11 protein-coding genes and 1 pseudogene are annotated in these 14,891 nt (G+C 72.7%); 6 read left to right on the top strand and 6 right to left on the bottom strand.

All coding sequences use genetic code 11. The annotated features are described in order from the left end of the window. The first annotated feature begins 93 nt into the window (after positions 1 to 93). The 3 genes from ACZ4S3_RS36730 to ACZ4S3_RS36720 all read left to right on the top strand — a co-directional run bounded on the left by ACZ4S3_RS36730 (position 94) and on the right by ACZ4S3_RS36720 (position 2,920). Positions 94 to 1,554, top strand: coding sequence for an SDR family NAD(P)-dependent oxidoreductase (locus ACZ4S3_RS36730; protein ID WP_467942717.1), 1,461 nt, complete (start codon positions 94 to 96; stop codon positions 1,552 to 1,554). Between the two features lie 227 nt (positions 1,555 to 1,781). Further along, entirely contained in the window at positions 1,782 to 2,363 is a 582-nt protein-coding gene (locus ACZ4S3_RS36725; protein WP_467942716.1) for a hypothetical protein, read from the top strand. A 215-nt stretch (positions 2,364 to 2,578) separates the two neighbouring features. After that, entirely contained in the window at positions 2,579 to 2,920 is a 342-nt protein-coding gene (locus ACZ4S3_RS36720; protein WP_467942714.1) for a hypothetical protein, read from the top strand. 75 nt (positions 2,921 to 2,995) lie between these two features. On the opposite strand, the gene ACZ4S3_RS36715 is transcribed toward ACZ4S3_RS36720, so the two are convergent. Beyond that, positions 2,996 to 3,073, bottom strand: coding sequence for a 50S ribosomal protein bL37 (locus ACZ4S3_RS36715; protein WP_373287922.1), 78 nt, complete (start codon positions 3,071 to 3,073; stop codon positions 2,996 to 2,998). A gap of 116 nt (positions 3,074 to 3,189) precedes the next feature. Beyond that, a pseudogene (locus ACZ4S3_RS36710) lies at positions 3,190 to 4,406 on the bottom strand (MFS transporter). A 63-nt stretch (positions 4,407 to 4,469) separates the two neighbouring features. On the opposite strand from ACZ4S3_RS36710, the gene ACZ4S3_RS36705 reads away from it, so the two are divergent. After that, positions 4,470 to 5,654: a MalY/PatB family protein gene (locus ACZ4S3_RS36705; protein WP_467942712.1), complete on the top strand. Its 1,185-nt coding sequence runs from the start codon at positions 4,470 to 4,472 to the stop codon at positions 5,652 to 5,654. A 31-nt stretch (positions 5,655 to 5,685) separates the two neighbouring features. Here the strand turns inward: ACZ4S3_RS36705 and ACZ4S3_RS36700 are convergent, their stop codons facing one another. The 4 genes from ACZ4S3_RS36700 to ACZ4S3_RS36685 all read right to left on the bottom strand — a co-directional run bounded on the left by ACZ4S3_RS36700 (position 5,686) and on the right by ACZ4S3_RS36685 (position 9,968). Then, entirely contained in the window at positions 5,686 to 8,463 is a 2,778-nt protein-coding gene (locus tag ACZ4S3_RS36700) for a fumarate reductase/succinate dehydrogenase flavoprotein subunit (RefSeq protein ID WP_467942710.1), read from the bottom strand. A gap of 167 nt (positions 8,464 to 8,630) precedes the next feature. Then, entirely contained in the window at positions 8,631 to 8,858 is a 228-nt protein-coding gene (locus tag ACZ4S3_RS36695) for a 4Fe-4S dicluster domain-containing protein (protein WP_362700003.1), read from the bottom strand. Between the two features lie 239 nt (positions 8,859 to 9,097). Further along, a complete protein-coding gene (locus ACZ4S3_RS36690) occupies positions 9,098 to 9,280 on the bottom strand; it encodes a hypothetical protein (RefSeq protein ID WP_467942709.1) in 183 nt (60 codons plus the stop codon). Continuing rightward, positions 9,273 to 9,968, bottom strand: a complete 696-nt coding sequence (locus ACZ4S3_RS36685) for a DUF6338 family protein (RefSeq protein ID WP_467942707.1) — start codon at positions 9,966 to 9,968, stop codon at positions 9,273 to 9,275. Before ACZ4S3_RS36685 ends, ACZ4S3_RS36690 begins: the two co-directional genes overlap by 8 nt. An 82-nt stretch (positions 9,969 to 10,050) precedes the next feature. Here ACZ4S3_RS36685 and ACZ4S3_RS36680 point away from each other — a divergent pair, with 82 nt between their 5' ends. Continuing rightward, on the top strand, positions 10,051 to 14,034 hold the full coding sequence (locus ACZ4S3_RS36680) for a CHAT domain-containing protein (protein ID WP_467942706.1): 3,984 nt from the start codon (positions 10,051 to 10,053) through the stop codon (positions 14,032 to 14,034). A gap of 301 nt (positions 14,035 to 14,335) precedes the next feature. Further along, the gene (locus ACZ4S3_RS36675) at positions 14,336 to 14,713 is read left to right on the top strand and encodes an LppU/SCO3897 family protein (RefSeq protein WP_467942704.1); all 378 of its coding nucleotides are present in this window, start codon (positions 14,336 to 14,338) and stop codon (positions 14,711 to 14,713) included. Positions 14,714 to 14,891 lie beyond the last annotated feature (178 nt).

Genomic DNA, 14,891 nt, shown 5'->3' with positions numbered 1-14,891 from the left:
GGGGCCCGGGTTTGGCGGAGCCGCCCCCGGCTACGTACAGTTCCGCCGAAGCGTGAACAGAACACACAATCCCAAGAAAGCGGCACAACGGCGATGACGGTGACCGAGGAAGGCCGGGCCGATGGCGCGGGTATCGACTTGGAGCGGATGGCGGTCTGCCTGAGCGTGCTCGAGGAACTCGACGCACTCCCGCTCGACCACCCCGACGCGATCGCCGTACGGCGCGCCACCGCGGGCATTTTCCGCAAGGTCAAGCAGCGCCGTCGGCAGGAACGCCGGGCCGCCAAGACCGCCAACGACCTGGCCGTCACCGCGGCCACCGCCACCGGAGCGCCCGACCGCATCGACGACGAGACCCAGGGCCTGGCTCTGACCAGCTCCGTGACCTCGGAGATCGCCGGGATCCTGGAACGGCCCCGGTCCTGCTACGTCTGCAAGAGCCGCTACGTCGAGGTCGACGCGTTCTACCACCAGCTCTGCCGGACCTGCGCCGCCGAGAACCGGGCGCGCCGCGACGCCCGTACGGACCTCACCGGACGGCGCGCCCTGCTCACCGGGGGCCGCGCCAAGATCGGCATGTACATAGCGCTGCGCCTGCTCCGCGACGGCGCGCACACCACCATCACCACCCGCTTCCCGAACGACGCGGTCCGGCGCTTCAAGGCCATGCCGGACAGCGCGGAGTGGCTGCACCGGCTGAAGATCGTCGGAATCGACCTGCGCGACCCGGCCCAGGTGATCGCCCTCGCCGACTCGGTCAGCGCCGAAGGCCCCCTCGACATCCTGATCAACAACGCCGCGCAGACCGTCCGCCGTTCCCCCGAGGCGTACGGACAGCTGGTCACCGCCGAATCCGCGCCCCTGCCGGCCGGCGAGCTGCCCGCCTCCCTCGTCCTCGGCCACTTCGGCAGCGGTGCCCCGGCGGCCCTGCCCGCGGCCACGGGGGAGAACGGCGGGCTCACCGCCGAAAACCTCACCTCCCTCGCCCTGACCGGCGGCTCCGCCTCGCTCGCCCGGATCGAGGCGGGCACCGCGATCGACGCGGGCGGGCTGGTACCCGATCTGCACGCGTCCAACAGCTGGATCCAGAAGGTGGACCAGGTCGAGCCGGTCGAGCTCCTCGAAGTCCAGCTGTGCAACATGACCGCGCCCTTCCTCCTGGTGAGCAAGCTGCGCCCGGCGATGGCCGCGGCCGCCGCCCGCCGGAAGTACGTGGTGAACGTCTCCGCCATGGAAGGCCAGTTCAGCCGCGGCTACAAGGGCGCCGGCCATCCGCACACCAACATGGCCAAGGCCGCGCTGAACATGCTCACCCGCACCAGCGCCCGGGAAATGCTGGAGACCGACGGCATCTTGATGACCGCCGTGGACACCGGCTGGATCACCGACGAGCGCCCGCACCCCGACAAGATGCGTCTGGCCGAGGAAGGCTTCCACGCCCCGCTCGACCTGGTCGACGGCGCGGCCCGGGTCTACGACCCGATCGTCCGCGGCGAGCTGGGTGAGGACCTGCACGGCTGCTTCCTCAAGGACTACGCGCCTGCGGCCTGGTGAACCCGTCCCGGAAGACCGGTGGCGGGCTCCGGCCCGCCACGCCGGACCACGCTCGTCGAGTTGCCGCGCACCCGGCGCCCGGCAACGGAGCTCACGCCGAAACGGTCATGTCCACCCGCTGAGCGAGCGGATCGACCGGCCGGGTGGGCCGCGAGTGGGCCAATAGCCGCACGCCGCGGGCCAGTTGCTGCCCGGCACGCCGGCGCGGCCCGATATTGTGCCGCGGTATGCACAATGCCGAGCCGTTCATCGATGACACCACCGACCATCGCGCCTGCTGGTTCTGCCCGTCCCTGCGGCTGCCCGCGGGCGGCTTCGACGTGCTGGACCGGCCGAGCCGGGACTACCCGTTCGATGCCGCGGACGGTTTCCGCTATCACCGCGTGACGCGGGTACCGGCGTGCGTCCACCCCGAGCGGGTCGGCCTGGCGGCGGGCAAGTACCGCTCCGAGGGCCGCACGCCGGAGCCGCCACAGCCGGCCGGCGTCATCGGGAGCGCCCCGGTTGCCGCCGTACTGCCGGCCCGCGAGTCCGATGCGGCGCCGCGGCCGCCGACGCTGGGGCCGGGGGAGCGCCGACGGCGTACGAGGCGCCCGGTCATCGACGAACTGGCGCCCTTCGAGGGGCCGTTGCCGCCCGGCGTACCGGACCGGATCGACAACCTCGCCTCCTGGATCCAGGCACTGCTGGCCGACGCGGAGCCCGAGCGGTTCGCCGACGTACTGGCCGGCGCCGAAGCGGCCGCCCGCGAGCGCTTCCCGGACGAGGCCGTGCTGTGCGTCCTGCGCCAGGTCCTGGCCGACGGGTGACGGGCGACGGCGCAGCGGACCCGGCCGTAGGCGCCGGCGTCACCCCAACCCGCCCTCGCCGCCGCGCATTTGGTGCTCATACCGCCGGCCCGTAGCCGCACCGCCCGTAGCCGCACCGCCCGGATCGCCACCGCCCGGATTGCCGCGGACCGACTGAACGCCCGCGCCGCCTCTCCCGTATTACTCCTCATTACTCATCGTCTGAGGAGGGGCACATGACCGAGCCCACCACCCCACCGCTGATCGCCTTGCCCGACGGCGAAGCCGAACTCCGCGTGGTACTCCGGCTGCAGTGGGAGGACGTCGCCGCACTCGGCCAGGAGGCCGGCCGGCTTGCCGCTCGGCTGCGGCGGCCGGTGAGCCTGGACGAGGCGGCCAGTCACCGGCTGCGCGGGCGCCCGTCCGCGGCGCACGCCAAACCCGTGGTGCAGGAGCGGGCCCAGCCGGCCGTCGCGCCGCCCTCCCCCGTATCGCCGCTGCCCGCCCGCTCGCCGGGTGATCAGGCCCGCCAGGCGATCGAGAAGATCACCGGTGGCGCGGGCCACGAGACGGCTTAGGGCGTCGGGGCTCCCCGCGTCCGGCGTCCGGGTACGCGGGGAGCCCAGCGGCATCGTCCGGGCCCGCCCAAGGGGTCAGGACTGGGGCCGCTTCCCGTGGTTGGCCGCGTGCTTGCGGCGGGACTTCTTCTTGCGGCGTCGCTTCGAGGACATGCCGCCTCCTTTCTCGCTGCTAGCGCCTCAGTGATTTCGCCTCATTTCTACCATTTCACACGGCTGCCCCTTTGGCCCCGCACGCCCCTTGATCCCGCATGCCCAGGCCGCCCCGCTCACTCGTCCCTCGGCGGGTGGCGCAGCACGTACAGGCCGACGCACACCGCCAGCACGATGACGCAGCCGGAAAACGTCAGGCCCGCGCCGCGCAGCCCCAGCGCCAGCGTGAGCGCTCCGACGCCGACGACCGGCAGCGAGATGCCCAGGTAGGCGACGAGGAAGAAGGCGGAGATGGTGCCGCCCCGGTGCTCGGGCGGCGCCGCGCCGCTGACCGCGGCCAGACCCGCACGGAAGGCGAGACCCTGGCCGATGCCGCCGCACACCGCGCCGATCACCAGCACCGGCAGCGACTGCACCGCCAGGGACGTACCGACCAGCACCAGGCCCACCACCAGCACCAGGCAGCCGCCCGGCAGGGCGCGGCGCACGCCCAGCCGCCCCGCCAGGAACTGGCCGAGGGTGGACCCCAGGAACACGGTGAAGACGATCGCGCCCGACACGGCCAGGTTGTGCACGTTCAGCGTCTGGCCCACGAAGCTGGGGGCGACGGCGGTGAACAGCCCCAGCAGCGAGAACCCGGCGAACGCCGCCACCGCGGACGGCGTGAACACCCCGCGGACCTCGGGCGGCAGCCGCAGCCCCTGCGGCCGCAGCCCGAGGTCCGCCGACGGCGCGCGACGGTCTCCGGCAGGAGCCAGGTGAGCACCGCCGCCACCGCCACCAGCAGCAGATGCGTCAGGAACGGCAGGGTCAGCGGCCAGGGCGCGTACTGGGCCAGTACGCCCGCGAGCAGCGGACCGCAGCCCAGGCCACCCATGTTCGCCGCCGTCGCGGCGAACCCCGCACGCCCCTCCTGTCCGGGCTTCGCCAGCTCCAGCACCGTGGCGGTCGCCGCGCCGCTGAACAGCCCCGCGGCGAATCCGGAGAGCACCCGCCCGGCGAACAGCGCCGGCAGCCCGCCCTCGAAGATGAAGCACAGCGCGCTGGCCGCGGACAGCCCCAGCGCGCACAGCAGCACCGGACGCCGGCCGACCTCGTCGGAGACGTTGCCGGCGAGCAGCAGCACGGCGATCACCCCGATCGCGTACGCGGCGAAGACCACGGTGACCATCAGCTCGGAGAAGCCGAGCTTCTGGCGGTAGAGCCCGTACAGCGGGGTGGGCAGTGTGGTGCCGGCCATCCCGATGGCGAACACCACCGCGGCCACGGGGTATCCCAGGCGTCGCTTCTGCCTCCGGGTGGTCCGCGCCGTCCGTGCTGTGTGAAGGAACATGATGGCAACGGTAGGAGCCGGTCGTACAGACTTGCTGCCGCATCGCGCCTATCTTGTGCCTTTATGACCAGGACCGCGCGTGATACGCCCGATGAGACGAACCCCTTGCTGGGGCTCTCCCTCGACCGGCTCCGGCAGCGTACGAGCATGAAGTGGCGCAGGTATCCGCCCGACGTGCTGCCGCTGTGGGTGGCCGAGATGGACGTGGCGCCGGCCCGGCCGGTGGTGCGGGCGGTCGCCGACGCGATGGCGCTCGGCGACACCGGCTATGCGTCCGGGACGGCGTACGCCGAGGCGCTGGCCGAGTTCGCGCGGACGCGCTGGGGCTGGGACGGGCTCGCCGTGGCACGTACGGCGATTGTGCCCGACGTCATGCTGGGCGTGGTCGAGATGCTGAAGCTGGTCACCGGACCCGGCGACCGGGTGGTCGTCAACTGCCCTGTGTATCCGCCCTTCTATCAGTTCGTCAGGAACATGGACCGGCGGGTTGTCGAGGCGCCGCTGGGCCAGGACCAGCGGATCGACTTCGCCGCGCTGGAGGCCGCGTTCCGGCGCGCCGCCGCGGGCGGACGCCCGGCCGCGTACCTCCTGTGCAGCCCGCACAATCCGACCGGCACGCTGCACACCGCCGACGAACTGGCCGCCGTCGCCGCACTGGCCGACCGGCACGGTGTACGGGTCGTGGCCGACGAGATCCACGCCCCGCTCGTGGCCTCGGGCACCGCCTTCGTGCCGTACCTGAGCGTGCCCGGCGGGGAGCGCGGCCTCTCCCTGATGTCGGCATCGAAGGCCTGGAACCTGGCCGGGCTCAAGGCCGCCCTCGCCGTCGCGGGCCCCGCCGCTGCCCAGGACCTCGCACGCCTCCCCGAAGAGGTCAGCCACGGCCCCAGCCACATCGGGGTCATCGCCCACACCGCCGCCCTGCGCGACGGCACCCCCTGGCTCGACGCCCTGCTGCCCGGCCTCGACGACAACCGCCGCCTGCTCACCGGCCTGCTGGCCGAGCAACTGCCCGCCGTCCGCTACCGGCCGGGCGAGGCCACCTACCTCGCCTGGCTGGACTGCCGGGCACTCGGCCTCGGCGAAGACCCCGCCGCCGTCTTCCTGGAACGCGGCCACGTGGCCCTCAGCTCCGGCCCGGCCTTCGGAACCGGGGGAGCGGGCTACGCACGGCTCAATCTGGCGACCTCACCGGAAGTGATCACGGAGGCGGTACGGCGCATGGCCTCGGCCGCTACACGTACCTGACGCAACGTCAGGCCGTCCCGCCTCCGCACACTCACGCGTCCCTCGTACCCGAGGGGGCCGGTACACGGCCCTGGCCCCTGGATGCCGGCCGGGCGTAGGCGCGGACATCGGCGTCCGGGTCGTCGGCGACCGTGGCCAGGGCGCGGAGGGCGTCCGGGCTCCCGGTGTGGCCGCGCAGGGCCAGGACCGCTGCCTTGCGTACGTCCGCATGGCTGTCGGTGAGGACGGATTGCAGTGCGGGCACGGCCGGTTCGGGGGCGGCGGCGGTCAGGGCCTTGGCGGCGCCGGCGCGGACCTGCCAGGCGGCGGCGCCCAGCGCGGCGGTGGCCAGGGCGTCGTACGGGGGCGGGCAGCCGGTGGTGGCCAGTGCCGCGAGCGCCGCGGCGCGTACGAGGGGGTCCGTGTCGCACAGCAGCGTCGCGAGGTCGTCCGGGGCGCCGATGGTGCCCAGCCCGTGCGCGGCGGCGACCCGGACCTCGCGCGAGGGATCCGTGGCGGCGCGCTGCAGGTCGTCGGCGGCGTCGACGGAAACCAGGGCGCGGATGGCCTGGATGCGGACGTCCACCGCGGCGTCGGCGAGGGCGGCGGCGAACAGCGGGCCGTCGCCGAGGCCCAGGACGTACAGGACGTTCAGGGCGGCCGACCGGACGAGCGCGTCGGAGCCGTGCGCGGCGACCGTGACCAGCGGTTCGCGCAGCTCGGGCGCCGCCGGCAGGACCTCGACCAGTTCGCGCAGGGAGGCTGCGGCGGCCGCGCGGACGGCCGGGTCGGCGTCGGCGAGGAGGGCGGCGAGGGCCCGGCCGGTGCCGGCCGGGACGCTTTCGGTGAGCGCATCGACGGCGGCGCGGCGCACGGCCGGTGCGGGGTCGGCGAGGTACGGACGCAGGGCCTCCAGGTCCGGCTGGTCCTCGGCGAGGGCGAGGAGCTCGAGGATGCGGGGGGAGGGGGCGGGCTCGGGCGCGACGGCGGCCGCACCCTCGCTCACCGCGGCCGCGCCCGCCGTCGTAGCGTCTCCCGTCGCCGTATCCACCGGCGGTGTGTCGCGCGCCCCCGCCGTGGCGACCTGCTCCGGATGCACCTCTCCGATGAAGCGGGATGCGCCGCCCGTCGGGGCGTACTCGTCCACGGGGATGAGATACGGCGCCACCGGCCGGGCCGTGAACTCCATCGCGCCCGTGGCCGACTTGCGCAGATCGAGGTGGTGCAGCCACTGGCTGTCATCGCGCTCCGGGTGGTCCGTACGCTCGTGATAGAGGCCCCACCGGGACTCCGTGCGGGCCAGCGAGGACCGGGCCGCCATCTCCGCGCAGTCGCGGATGAAGGTGACCTCGGCGCAGCGCATCAGCTCGTGCGGGGTGCGGGCGCCCATGGCGGCGATGTCGGTGCGCATCCGCGCGAAGTGCTCGACGGCCAGCGACAGGCGGGCGCCGCTCTTGGGCGGGGCGACATAGTCGTTGACGAAGCGGCGGAGCTTGTATTCGACCTGGGGCTGCGGCGGGCCGTCGGGGTTGCGCAGCGGCCGGTAGATCAGTTCATGGGCCGCACGCAACTGGTCGGCTGGCAACTCGCCCTCGTGCGGGCGGAATTGGGCGGCGTCCGCGCCCGCCAGATCGCCGAAGACGAACGCCCCGATCATGTAGTTGTGCGGGACGCAGGCCAGGTCCCCGGCCGCGTACAGGCGCGGCACGGTGGTGCGCGCGTGGTCATCCACGCGTACGCCCGACGCGGAATGGCCGCCGCACAGCCCGATCTCCGAGATGTGCATCTCCACGTCATGGGTGCGGTAGTCGTGGCCGCGCCCGGCGTGGAAGGTGCCGCGGGTGGGGCGTTCGGTGGTGTGCAGGATGGTCTCCAGGGCGGAGACGGACTCCTCGGGGAGGTGGCTGAGCTTCAGATAGACCGGGCCGCGCTCGGAGGCGACCTCGGCCGCGAACTCGGCCATCATCTGCCCCGACCAGTAGTCGGATTCGACGAACCGCTCGCCGTGCCGGTTGACCTGGTATCCGCCGAAGGGATTGGCGACATAGGCGCAGGCCGGGCCGTTGTAGTCCTTGATCAGCGGGTTGATCTGGAAGCATTCGATGCCGGTCAGTTCGGCGCCCGCGTGGTAGGCCATGGCATAGCCGTCGCCCGCGTTGGTGGGGTTCTCGTAGGTGCCGTAGAGATAGCCGGAGGCGGGCAGGCCCAGCCGCCCGCAGGCGCCGGTGGCAAGGATCACGGCGCCCGCGCGGACCGTGACGAAGCCGCCGGTGCGGGTGTGGAAGCCCGCCGCTCCGATGGCGCGGCCGTCGTGGCCGGTCAGGACGCGCACCGGCATCACACGGTTCTCGATACGGATCCGCTCGCGCATCTCGCGGCGGCGCAGCTGCCGGTAGAGGACCTTCTTGACGTCCTTGCCCTCGGGCATCGGCAGCACATACGAGCCGGAGCGGTGCACCTGGCGGACCGCGTACGCGCCGTGCTCGTCCTTCTCGAACTTCACCCCGTACGACTCCAGCCGCTGCACCATCGCGAAGCCGCGGGTCGCGGTCTGGCGGACGGTGGACTGGTCGACGATGCCGTCGTTGGCGCGGGTGATCTCGGCGACGTAGTCGTCGGGTTCGGCGCGGCCGGGCACGACGGCGTTGTTGACCCCGTCCATGCCCATGGCGAGCGCCCCGGAGTGGCGGACATGCGCCTTCTCCAGGAGGAGGACGTCCGCGCCCCGCTCGGCGGCGGTCAGCGCGGCCATGGTGCCGGCCGTGCCGCCGCCGATGACGAGGACGTCGCAGGAGAGTTCCTCGGGGGCGTCGGGGGCGGGGATCTCCATGGCGATGCCTTTCGGTTGCGGGGTACGTCGGGTCGGGGCGTGTCGTGCCTGGGGGTCACGCCCTCCGCCGTGCCGCCGCAGCCCGTGAGTGCGAGGGGGAGCAACAGGGCCGCGGCCGCGGGAGGGATCGTGCGCTTCCTGAGGATGTGCTGCATGGGACGTGCCTCTCATCGCAACAAATAGGGCATGTTGACCGTGACCGCTCCGGTGGGACAGCGGGCGGCGCACGGGCCGCAGTACCAGCACTCGTCGACGTGCATATACGCCTTGTTGCTGGCCGGATCGATGGCGAGCGAGTCCAGCGGGCACATGTCGACGCACAGCGTGCAGCCGTCGATGCACTTGGACTCGTCGATGGTCACGGGCACGTCAGCGCGTTGGGGTGCAAGAGGCATGGGGGTCTCCAGGCAAGGCGGAGGGACGGCGGGCCAACGGGGATCACCGGGCGCGGCGTACCAGGCCCCGCAGGGTGAGGCGATCGCCGCGATGGGCATGGGCGGACCATACCGACGTGTTCCGGCCCATGGTGTTGCCGCAGTATTGCGCCACCCGTGACCTCGCCGGCAGCGCTGTGACCTGCCCGTTTCGCCTCAAGCAGGGAAGATCCGCCACCCGGAAGCAGGCGGCGGTGAGATCAGGGGGAAGCGGCCGGCCGAGGCGCCGGACCGTCCTCCGGCGAGGCAGCGGAGACGCTGCCCGGACCGGCCGGGGCCTCGTCGGGTTCGGTGTCGTCGCCTTGCGGGGCGTATCCGCGGGGACCGTGGGTCCCGGACAGCAGAGCTTCTTCCTCGGGTGTGAGGCGGGGGCCGTTACTCATGGGGACCGCTCCCTTCGCTGCTCGAGTCGGGAGCTTCCACCGGCGGACCGGTCGGCCGGGGCGGCGCTCCGTCGAGGAATTCCAGTATGTCGAGGGAGTCGCTGCTGACGTACAGACCGGCACTCCGCTCGGTCCTGCCCGCGAAGCTCCCGTCGGGATGCATCCGCCACGCCGACTGCAGGAAGAACTCCGGAGGCCGGGGGTAGGAGGACGCATAGGAGTGGCGCCCGTACCAACCGCCCACCCAGGAGCCGTCCTTGAGCCGGGCGCGGACGAAACAGGGGCCACGGTCCCGGAAGGCGTGGTCCCAGGCGGTCGGCGTCGTACGGAAGACGGCGCGCAACCGGCGGCGCTGCCACCAGGACACGCCCCCCGCCGCCGCGGCCGGCACCACAACGAAGAGGGCGAGTCCGGTCAGCCCGGCCAAGCGCGGTGACTCGGCGATCCCGCTCCCGAAGACCCCGTCCTTGCCCCGTACCAGCTCCAGCAGCAAGGGACCCGCGACGACCAGATACGCCCCGTCGAGCACGACGGACGCCGTCACCGCGCGCAGCACCCGCTCGCCCAGATCCCGTTCACCCGGAACCGGCCCGCGCAGCCGCTCGCGCAGAAATTGGTACGTCACTCCGGGGAGCACGACCAGGACCAGCATCGCCAGCTGCGCCAAGGTCGAGGGAGCCTGTCCCAAAATCCCTCCCGGGATCGGTCGTTGGGGATCACGTTAGCGCCAGGTGAAGAGCCCGGCAGGCGGATTTGCCTATGCTGACGCCATGGGTATCGCCGAGCTGACCGCTGCCGTGAACAGCCGCCTGGAACGCCTCGCCGAGAGCCGCGACCGGCAGTGGGTGACCGGCCCCGATGCGCTTCGCGACGCGGAAGAGCTGCGGCGGCAGCTCGCGGCAGCCACGGGACCCGCTGTCCCGGCGCACCACGCGCTCGGCCGCCTCTACTGGCGCAGGTATCAACTGACCCTGGGCCGGGAGGAGTTCTCGGCCGCGGTGCTGCAGCACGCCCTGGCCTCGCTTGCCGTCGTCCATCCCGTGGACCCGCTGCTCGTCCCCGACACCGTGCGCGAGTTCTTCACCGAGGTCGCCGACGCCGCGTCGCGCGGCACCATGATTGGCTGCGACGCCGCCGCATTCCTCACCGTCCAAGCGGGCCGCGCGATCGACCACGCGCTACGGGCCGGCGGCTCGTTACCCATGACCAATACCGCGATCACCCTGCAGGAGTGGGCGATCGAGGCACTGCCGTCCGACAGCGACCCCCGGTGCGCCGCCTACCTCCACAACCTCGGCCGGGCCCAGTCTCTCCGGTTCGAGGCCACGCGGGACACCCACGACGCGGCGCGCGCGGTGGAAACCCTGCGGCTGTCCGTGGCCCAGAGCGGCCGCGGACCCCGCTCCGCGCACGGGGACCGGGAGCAAGCGGCCCACCTGTCCGGCCTCTGCGCCGCCCTGCACTCCATCTTCCTCCGCACGGGATCGGCAGCCGGTCTGGACGAAGCGATCGACGCGGGCCGGCGGGCGACAGCGAAGGACGGCGGGCACCCGGGCCATGCGTCGAACCTCTCCGGTGCGCTCCTGTCGCGGTACGAACACGCGGGGACCGTCAACGATCTCGACGAATGTATCGCCGTGATGTCACAGGCGAGGCACGGGATATCCCCGCAGCACCCGATGTACGCCATGCTCTCCACCAACCTCGGACTCGCCCTGCAGGCGAGGGCCGAGGAAACCGACGGCGACGACGACTGGGCCGGCGCCGTCGACACGCTCCAGGAGGCACTGCGGTCGACCCCTGACCATGATCCGCAGTCCGGGGGGCGCCATTTCAACCTCGGTGACGCGCTGGGCCGTTGGGCCATCCGCCACGGCGACCTGCCCGCGCTCGACGAAGCCATCGGCCTGATGCGTAATGCCGTCACCGCTCGGGGTTCCACCGGCGCCTCCGAAGCGGAACTCGCCGTCCGGTGGACCGGCCTCGGGCAGGCGCTGCGGTTCCGGGGCACCCGTACGTCGTCCCCGGCCGACCTGGACGACGCCGTCCAGGCCTCCAGGCGCGCGGCACAGCTGATCTCGTCCCATGACGCCGGCTGGGCGGACGTCCTCGCGAATCTCGCGACCGCGCTGCACGCCCGCTACTGGCACACACAGGTGGCCGACGACGCACAGGAAGCCGTCGCCCTCATGCGCCGCGTCAGCCAGACCCTCACCGCCGGCCGGCCGGAATACCCGGCGGCGCTGTCCCGGCTCGGCTCGTTCCTGCGGGATGTCTTCGGGCACACCGGCGAGCCGGAGCTCCTGTCCGAGTGCGTGGACACGCTCCGGCAGGCCTACCGTGCCCACACGACGAACGGTTCGGAGCGCGCCCGCACCGCGGCCCAGCTCGGCGCGGCGCTGCACACCAGATTCCAGGTCGCGGGCGAAGCGGCCGACCTCAACGACGCCGTCTCCCTGCTCCGGCAGGCGGCCCGGAAGCTGCGACCGGACGACCCCGCCCGCACCGCGACCCTCATCGGATGGGCGGCGGCCCTGACCGACCGCGCCCACCGGTCCGGGCAACTCGGGGACGCCTACGCCTCCGTGGAGATCCTCCAGCGGTCCGTCGGGGAGATCCCCGAACGGGACGTGAACCGTGCGGCCGCGCTGCGGTCACTCGCCCTCGCGATCGCCGCCCTGCCCGGCGCCGCGGACTCCGCCGCCGGGCAGGAGGAGGACGACCCCGTCAGGATCGCCCGTACGGCACTGGCCGCGGCCCCTCCTGGACATCCGCACCGTTCCGCGATGCTGATCACGCTCGCCGAAGTCCTCGAGTCGAGCCGGCCGAACGGCCTCCAGGGCGACACCCACGAGGAGGCCCTCGCCCTCCTGCGCGAGGCCGCCGACGCGACACCCGGCGACCGCCCCGAAGCCGGCCGCACACTCGTCCTGGCCGCCGAGGCGCTGCTGCGGCGGCGCAACGGCGGTGACCGCGAGCCCCGCGGCGCGGACACCCGCGACGCGCCCGAGCCCGATGCGGCGACCCGTGATCTGGAGGCCGCAGCGGCGTACGGCCGCCGCGCGGCCCGGATGGAGCTGAGCCCGCCGTCCACGCGCGTACGGGGCGCACGGGCCTGGGGCAGGGCGGCGGCCGGCCTCGGCCGGTGGGCGGAGGCCACGGAGGCTCTGACGGCCTGCGTACAGCTCCTGCCGCACCTGGCTGCGCCCTACTCGGCCCAGGCGACGCGACAGTACTGGCTCCGTGCCACCGCCGGCATCGCCCGCGACGCCGCACACTGCGCGATCCTCGCGGGAGATCCGCTGCAGGCCCTCACCCTGGCGGATCAGGGCCGCGGAATACTCCTCGCCCAGAGCCTGGGCCTGCGCGAAGACCTGACGGAGGTGCGCGCACACAGCCCCGAGCTGGCCGACCGCTTCGTACGCCTCCGCGACCGGCTCGAAGCCGACGCGGCGGCCCCCGGCCAGGGCTTCGGCCCGACAACGCTCCTGGCCGACGGAACACAGCAGCCGTACTCCGCCGAAGATGCCACCACCCGCCGCCGGCGCACCTACGACGAACTCTCCGAACTGACCCACCGCATCCGCGAACTTCCCGGCCACGGCGCCTTCTTGGAGCCTCCCGCCGCACCCTCGCTCCTCGCACAGGCCCAGGCGGGCCCCGTCGTCCTGCTCAACATCGCCACCCCCACCCCCACCCCCACCTCCACCTCCTCCTCTCCCTCCCCTTCCCATGCGCTGATCGTCACCATGGGCTCCGTCACGGTCGTCGACCTGCCGGGGGCGTCACCGGCGAAGGTGGCCGAGCAGGCGGAGGCGATGACCGAGGCCCTACGCGCCTCCGACCGGGCCTGGGTCACGCGAGACCGAAACGCTCAACTAGCCGCCCAGCAACGGCTGTTCGACATCCTGGCCTGGCTCTGGGACGCCATCACCGAACCGGTACTCGACCACCTCGGCGGCCGTGTAACGGACGGCAGCCTGCCCACCACGGACGGGGCACGTCCCCGCATCTGGTGGATCCCGACGGGCCCCCTCACGGCCCTGCCCCTGCATGCCGCACAACGCGACCGCCACAGCCTTCTCGACCGCTTCGTCTCGTCCTACGCGCCCACCCTCTCCACCCTCGCCCGCCTGCGCGCCCGCGCGGCCGGTCCGGCGGGCCCGCGGAGCCTGCTGACGGTGGCCATGCCGCGCACCCCGGGAGCCGGTGACCTGCCAGGCGCCGCGCAGGAAGCGGACTTCCTCGCCGCGCACTTCCCCGGTGCCGTGTCCCTGGCCGGGCCAACGGCGACCCGTGACCGCGTACGGGCCACGCTGCTCGAGCACCCCTGGATCCACCTCGCCTGCCACGCCTCCGACGCCCCGGACCCCGCACAGCGGCAACTCCTGCTGCACGACCACCGCTCGGCCCCCTTCACTGCCGCGGACATCGCCCGGCTCCACCACGAAACCGCCGAGCTCGCTTTTCTCTCCAGCTGCCGGACGGCCACCCCCGCCCAGGGCCTGGAGGACGAGGCCGTCCATCTGGCGTCGGCCTTCACCGCAGCCGGCTACCGCCACACCATCGCCACCCTGTGGCCCGTCCAGGACCCCGTCAGCGTGCCCGTGGCCACCCACTTCTACCACCGCCTCACTGCAGGCCACCCCACCGTGACCCCGGCAGCCGCCCTCAACGAGGCCTGCCGGACGGTACGCGACCAGTACCCCAACTTCCCTTCCCTGTGGGCGGGCCATGTGCACACCGGGCCGTAGCGGCCCCCTCGTCGGCCCCTGGCGCACCATCCCGTTCCGGCCGGGCTCTGACTCCGGGGCGGGGTGACAAGCCCCCTACCGCACCCGCCATTTCCTACCTGTTGTTCCTCGGTTGCCGTTTCCTGCCAGCCGATTCTCTCCACCAGAGGAGTTCATCCTGTCCGCGCATCCACCACCCCAGGGCAACCCCAACCCCTACGGCCAGCCGGGCCAGGCTCCGTACGGTCAACCGGGTCAGGCCCCCTACGGCCAGTACGGTCAGCCGAATTACCCGGGGCAGCAGCCGCAGTTCGGCCCACCCATGGCACCTCAGAACGGCTTCCTGGGCGCACCCGGATTTCCGGTACCCGGCGGCCGCCGCACGAACACGACCAGGGCACGCATCATCGCGGTGGTCGCGGTGGTCGTCGTCGGAAGCGTCTTTTGGGTGTGGGGGCGAGACGCTGACACCCGTGACCGCAGCACCAGAGCAGCCAAGGTCGGCGACTGCATGCAGGACAAGGGGTCGCACGCCGACCCGGTCCTCGAGATCATCGACTGCGGCAACGCCAAGGCGGAGTACAAGGTCGAGGTGATGGACTACAGGGACTTCGGATGCCCCGCCAAGTACAGCCACTACCAAGAGACCCGCAACGACGTCGTGAACCTGACGATCTGCCTCTCGAAGGTCGACCACTGATCCGAAGCGTGGCAGACGCATGGGGTCTCCGGCTCAGGGACTGACCGAAGAGGGCGGCCGCGTTCCCGTCACCGGTGTCCGTACACAACGTGCCCGCCATACCCACGCGTCCCGGCCTCCGCTTTCACGACAATTTCGCCCCGCCATTGGCCGAATTCCAGCCGGTACGCAACGCCGT

The organism is Streptomyces sp. NPDC028368 (assembly GCF_055565615.1).
The sequence above is the reverse complement of the archived record's forward strand: the minus strand, read 5'-3'. Positions and strand labels throughout refer to the sequence as shown.